Annotated in this window: 2 protein-coding genes; both read right to left on the reverse strand. The window is 60.4% G+C overall.

Going from position 1 to position 2,420, the window contains the following annotated elements; translation table 11 throughout:
* On the reverse strand, nt 1–662 hold a 662-nt coding region (locus tag ACFWPJ_RS30475), incomplete at its 3' end, for a condensation domain-containing protein (RefSeq protein WP_378856614.1).
* A 319-nt stretch (nt 663–981) separates the two neighbouring features.
* A partial coding sequence (locus tag ACFWPJ_RS30480) for a flavin-containing monooxygenase (protein WP_378856616.1) occupies nt 982–2,420 on the reverse strand: 1,439 nt, incomplete at its 5' end.

Below are 2,420 nucleotides of genomic sequence, written 5' to 3' on the forward strand. Positions count from 1 at the left end.
GGCGAACGCTGAGCCGATCGGCCGGTGAGGCTGCTGCCCTCTTCCAGCCCGGCCACGCGCTGGGCCCAGTGCGCCTTGTCGGATTCGAAGCGGGTGCTGTCGCGGTAGGCGATCTCGGAGTCGTAGAGGGTGCGCAGGTCGGTGGCCTTGCCGGCCGGTGCCTCGGCGCCGGTGACGGCCGCAGTGTAGAGCTCCGCGATCCGAGCAGTAAAAGTCGCAGCGCCGAAACCGTCCAACACAATGTGGTGGGCGCGCGAATACCAAAACCAGCGGTCATCGCTGATCTGAAGCACTGCTGCCCGAACCAGACGATCGGACGTAAGGTTGATCGGACACGAATATTCTTGACGCATCCAAACTAGCGCAGCGCGTTCTGAATTCTCCACGTCACGAAGGTCTACGTATTCAAGTTCGCTCGATAGGCCTGGGTCTACATACTGACAGGGCTCCCCATTCAATTCAGCGATGCGAACAAATCCACTCCCGAACTCCAAACCTGCGATAATGCTGACTCGCTCCAGAGTTTCCAAGTCGAGATCGCCACGAATATCGACGTACTGTGCAGTATTAATCGGAATGAATGGATCGAGATGCTGCGCATACCATTGACCCATCTGCGATGGCGATAGCGGAATAGCACTACTGAACCCGATCATGGACATTCCCACCCCTCAATATTCGATAGCCAAAGCATGTGGCCCGATATCCGCCAACCAGCGCATCAACCACTCTAATGGACGACCGGCGACGGCACCAGCTTCTGTCCTTGAACTCTATACATACTCGACACGAGGAGACCTAGCCCTGTGGCCGAATTCACGATAGCCTTTGCGCCGGGAGCTGGACCGGAGTCTGGTTTCAGCATGTCAGCCAGTTCGCACGGCCTATTGACATCGCGCGTAGCGGCCAGCACAACGGTGCATTTCATTACAGCGGCGCATGATGACGACATCACATGGCGCGTTTGCGGAAGGGGTTGACCTACAACTGCCGGCGCGATGTGACGAAGTCGCTTAGGCGCGGCCGCCTGGTAAGCCACCAGTACTGCGTCATAGTGCGGGGCCACAATGACGACACAGTGCCATGATGATCCTTGTAGGGGCTGGAGACACGCGACCAGACCGATCCGGTGAACCGTGTCCGAAGCCAGTCGCCGAATGCCTGCTCAGCTTCGGGTCGCACCTCCATCAGTGCGACCCGGGTGCGCGCTGCATGTGACAACAGTGACCCTATATAGCGCGCTTGGCATTCCAACATGAACACAACGGAGCCGAAGGTGAGATTGGTGTTCGGACCGGCCACGAAGAACAGATTCGGAAATTCGGACGTGGCCACGCCGAGATAGGCTTTGGCGCCCAGTGCCCAATGATCGGTAAGAGACTTGCCGCTGCGCCCGGACACCTCGACTGTGGAGAGGAAATCGGTCGGAGTGAAGCCTGTGCAGTAGACGATCAAGTCCAGGTCTAGCTGATCTCCTGCCTCGGTGGCAACTCCCGATTCGGTGATCGCGCTGATCCTGTCTGTCACGACAGTGCAGTTCGGAGCAGCGAGCGCTGGATAAAACGCGTCGGAGAACACACACCGCTTTCCGCCGACCGGGTAGTCAGGAGTCAACGTCTGACGCAGAACGGGATCGGAGACGTGTCGGCGGAGATGATCGCGCGCCATCCGAGCCACCCAGCGACTCCCTACCGGAGCTGACGTAACGGACAAGATGAATAGTTCGCACAGCGCATAGACGACGGCTCGTTCCACCGCGCGCACAGGTGACCACGCCGCCAGCGCAGTCCGCCGGGCCGAGTATCGAACATCGGACTTGGGCAAAACCCATGCGGCATTGCGTTGGAACACCGTCAGCGACGCGGCGTGACGCTGCAACCACGGAACCAACTGTGCAGCACTGGCCCCGGTCCCGATCACACCGACTCGGAGACCGTTGACATCGAGTGAGTCAGGCCATCGTGCTGAGTGGAACTGCACACCCCGGAATAGATCACGGCCGTCGAGGTTCGGCTGGCGAGGTTCGGCGAGCTGGCCGACCGCCGAGATCAGGTAGTCGGCGCGGAAGAGCTCGCCTGCTGCCGTCTGAACTTCCCAGTCGGTGCTTTCGCTGCGGAACCGTGCCGAGGTTACTGCCCGCCCGTATCGGATGCAGCGCTCGAGGCCCGCCTTACGGACCACATCGGCAAGATAGCCCTGGATCTCGACGCGGTCTCCGTACCTGCCGCGCCAGGAGAAGCCATGTCGCGCAAGCGAGTAGAGCGCAGACGGGTTGTCGCAGCGAGCCTCAGGATATTGATTCGCCAGCCAAACCCCGCCCGGACCGGCAGCGCGCTCCAGCACGATCATACGGGTGAACCCTCTCCGCCGCACTTCAAGCGCAGTCGAGATACCGCCGAACCCAGCCCCCATCACACAAA

This window comes from Nocardia sp. NPDC058497 (genome assembly GCF_042720195.1).
Lineage (GTDB): Bacteria > Actinomycetota > Actinomycetes > Mycobacteriales > Mycobacteriaceae > Nocardia.